Source organism: Pantoea sp. JGM49 (genome assembly GCF_018257655.1).
In the GTDB taxonomy this organism is placed as follows: Bacteria; Pseudomonadota; Gammaproteobacteria; order Enterobacterales; family Enterobacteriaceae; genus Pantoea; species Pantoea communis.
This window is the reverse complement of sequence record NZ_JAERJM010000036.1, coordinates 1-3,216: the sequence shown is the minus strand read 5'-3', so window position 1 is coordinate 3,216 and position 3,216 is coordinate 1. Positions and strand designations below refer to the sequence as shown.

The following is a 3,216-nucleotide window of genomic DNA, read 5'->3' as shown; positions in this document are numbered from 1 at the left end:
GAGCAGCTGCCGCGCGCCAACGCTGACGCACTGATGGCGGCGCTGGACGGCATCAACCGTTCGGGCCGGGGAAAGGTGTGGTTTGCGGGCCAGGGGGCTCAGGACAGCAGCTGGCAGATGAAGCGCGAAATGCTGTCCCCACGTTACACCACGCGACTGCGCGATATCCCGGCCATTAAATGATCATCTGTGCTTCTATCTGCGCGATTGCATCTGACTTGACTACCCATTTGCATTTGACTTGACGACCGGTTGCAGATTACTTGACCATCGCCAACTAAAACTGCCCATTAGATTTAGTTGGCATGAGGCCTTACATCTGAACGGCTGCTGTGTGCCAGGAGCGGACGTTGTTAAAAGCGTGATATGTTGATGAAGAGTGTGGCATAAAGTTAACATCTTCAAGGAAAGAGGTTTGTCAGATGAATTTAGAAACTGCGCGTTTAATGCTTGAGCCCTATCATGATTCACACTACGAAGGCTTAAGGTTGATGGATAACGATTCCGGCGTAATGCGTTATATCAGCAAGGGTATTGTTAAGACACCTGAAGAGACTTGGGAAAGTATCAGGCGTGTTCAGGCCCGTTGGGACAAATACGGATTTTCGTGGTGGGCTATCAAAGAGAAGGCTTCCGGGGCCATCGTTGGCGCAGCGTGCCTCCAATACCTGGCAAACGTTGAGGGTGAACCCTTAGAGATTGGCTGGCGACTCGTCCCAGAACAGAATGGCAAAGGCTATGCAACCGAAGCGGCTAAAGCAATTATTAATTTTGCAGCTGATCAGATTGGCGCAATGTATTTAGTGGCTGTTGCCGATCCAGAAAATACGCCCTCTCAGCGAGTGATGCAGCGCTTAGGTATGACTTACAAAGCAATAGAACAGCATTACGATGTGCCCTGCGTAGTTTATGAACTTAGCCTCCAGCACGATCAATCGTGATGGGGATGTTTACACAACGTCCGCTTCGTGCCATAAGCGGACATCAAGAAATTTTATTTTCACTAAGGTTGCATCTTTGAACATTGTTGCTCTGCAATGAAAAGATTGAAATTACATCAACTTTCAATTAGCGTAAGTAACTACTTTAATGTTTAACAGATGAAATGTTATTCAATAAGAAACACCTGTATTCTCTATCAACTTTCAAATCCGCAGGTTCATCATGAATGAAAGATTTTTTCTCTATTTAGATATTCTCGGTTTTACGGATTTAGTAAAGCAAGGAAGTGAAAGAATTGACGATTTATATGAGGTGATTGCTAGCCTTAACGTTCATAAGCATGATGCGTTTAAGGTAATTGTTTTTTCTGACACTGTCGTTGTATACAACGTAGATGGAGGTCATACCTCAGCTGACGCCAAGTACTTAATAATGTTTATGTGTGAGTTTGTAAAAGACCTTATGCATAGGCTCACGAAAAGGTCTGTTTATTTTCGTGCAATTATTACACATGGAGATTTTACTCACTATGAAATAAATAACGCCCCATGCTTTTACGGAAACGCTCTGATTGATGCATATAACTCCGAAAAAGAACTGAAAGCCATTGGGTTATTTATTGATAAAAAAATATCTCATCATTGTCATATATTTAAACATCTTAAATTTAATGATAACTTTGATTTTGTCTATGTAACACAAAGCTTGGAAGAAATTGAAGAGTATGGTTCCTCAGGATTTCCTCTCCCTTCTGATTTAATAGAATGCACAGACTCAAAGTGGTTTATATTTCCAGAAATTGAACACATCAACAACATGTATATAGGTTCAAGAAATAACAGTTATATAGAATCGGTTAGGAAGAAGTATGATGCGTCATGGAATATGTATTGTAAGCACTACCCTCATATCACAGCGCAGTTATTGGCTTCCAATAACAACACTACTTCTATATCTCCTGATGTTGAATGGCAAGAAGTAATCGACAGATACCCAGAAGATTACAATTATGCAATTGAATCAAAAATAACATACTGATAAAAATATTCGATAAATAATGGAGTTAGCTTGTGCTGGCCTGCTCCCTGATAATTCAAACAGAAGGTTGTTAACAATATCCGTTGATCGCTCATAGCTGCCGTTTAGATACCGACGGTGTATCTGCAGCGGTGCTACCTGCGTTGGACCGAATAACCTGAACGTCCATTCTGGCGATTTCTCCGCCCCTGGCATGGCGTTAATTAATCTCCCCTCTATGCCAAGAGCGGACGTAACTCAAACCTCAGTGTGCAAATCAGTGATAAGAAGACCTCGTTTGTTGATCGATAGCGCATCAAGCTTACGATTTTTTTTTAGTCGCCTGTGGCCACTCTAAGCCCAATTTGAGTGCAGACACGACTTAACAGAAGCGTACTTTTGTTTAGCTAAAACAGTGCCTTCACATAGGCGAATATGCGTTCGTAATTAATTATTGTTACGCCGATCGTTGCAAATATAGTGAGCGCAGCGACGATAGGACTATTCTTCACCAGTTCCACCAGTGCTACTGGATGTACACCGTACTTGTCTATAAAGCCTGCCTTGGTAATTAGGCTTTTCTGATGTGCCCTATCGAATATATTGGCAAGAACGTCGACTTTGCGGAGAGTAGATTGGTGAAGCTTGATAAAATCACCGTTGACAAATGCATCAGCTTCCTCCGCTCCTTGAAGAGCATCTTTATCTGCGATTCCGTTCAATTCAATTATACTCATCAGGCGCCCTTTTCGGCCTTTAGGGGATGTATGAGGAGCATACTGGCGGCCATACAAAGTTACTAACTCTCTTGCCAAGTCTAGTTTGCGATTATCGTGCAAAATAGTAGGAACTCCTCCAAGAACGCGGTAGCGATGTTCCAAGGCAGAAAAGCCGTAATTATCATTACGCATGTTCCAGTGAATAAAAGTGCTTTCAGCATGGCTGGCTAAAAATTGAAAGTATCCGTCTAACATGTCTAGTTCAAGCGGATCGAGGATCGCCGATATTTGCGCAAGGTTGTAAGTCGTCTGCCTACCGGTGGCAAGTGAAGTTAAACTCGGAAGTTGGTTAAGCAGTTCTGCTGATTTTTGAATAGACCAAGTCTTGGTCTGCGCTGACTTGAGATTTCTGATTGCAATACTGGTAACGCGTGTCGAGTGACCAACAGGAGGTTGACCAGTGAATCGCCACGGATAATCTAGACACTTCCGAGCCGTTGATAATACTGGGTTTCATATTCTGTCGGTGACATCTGAT

4 protein-coding genes are annotated in these 3,216 nt (G+C 42.9%); 3 read left to right on the top strand and 1 reads right to left on the bottom strand.

Annotated features, from left to right (window positions below; all coding sequences use genetic code 11):
- The 3 genes from JK231_RS25325 to JK231_RS25315 all read left to right on the top strand — a co-directional run.
- Positions 1-183 (top strand): DUF4113 domain-containing protein (locus JK231_RS25325; RefSeq protein WP_211729917.1); only part of this gene is annotated, 183 nt, incomplete at its 5' end.
- Positions 184-422: 239 nt separating this feature from the next.
- Positions 423-941 carry a GNAT family N-acetyltransferase gene (locus JK231_RS25320; RefSeq protein WP_211729916.1) on the top strand — a complete coding sequence of 173 codons (519 nt, stop codon included), beginning with the start codon at positions 423-425 and terminating at the stop codon, positions 939-941.
- 223 nt (positions 942-1,164) lie between these two features.
- Complete coding sequence (locus JK231_RS25315) at positions 1,165-1,980, top strand: hypothetical protein (protein ID WP_211729915.1); 816 nt, start codon at positions 1,165-1,167, stop codon at positions 1,978-1,980.
- Between the two features lie 386 nt (positions 1,981-2,366).
- On the opposite strand, the gene JK231_RS25310 is transcribed toward JK231_RS25315, so the two are convergent.
- Positions 2,367-2,933 (bottom strand): hypothetical protein, encoded by a 567-nt coding sequence (locus JK231_RS25310; protein ID WP_211729914.1) that lies wholly within the window; start codon positions 2,931-2,933, stop codon positions 2,367-2,369.
- Between the last annotated feature and the right edge of the window lie 283 nt (positions 2,934-3,216).

Excerpts from the sequence above, each read along its gene's own strand:
- JK231_RS25315 (WP_211729915.1), top strand. The coding sequence starts at position 1,165 with ATGAATGAAAGATTTTTTCTCTATTTAGATATTCTCGGTTTTACGGAT.
- JK231_RS25310 (WP_211729914.1), bottom strand. The coding sequence starts at position 2,933 with ATGTTAGACGGATACTTTCAATTTTTAGCCAGCCATGCTGAAAGCACT.
- JK231_RS25320 (WP_211729916.1), top strand. The coding sequence starts at position 423 with ATGAATTTAGAAACTGCGCGTTTAATGCTTGAGCCCTATCATGATTCA.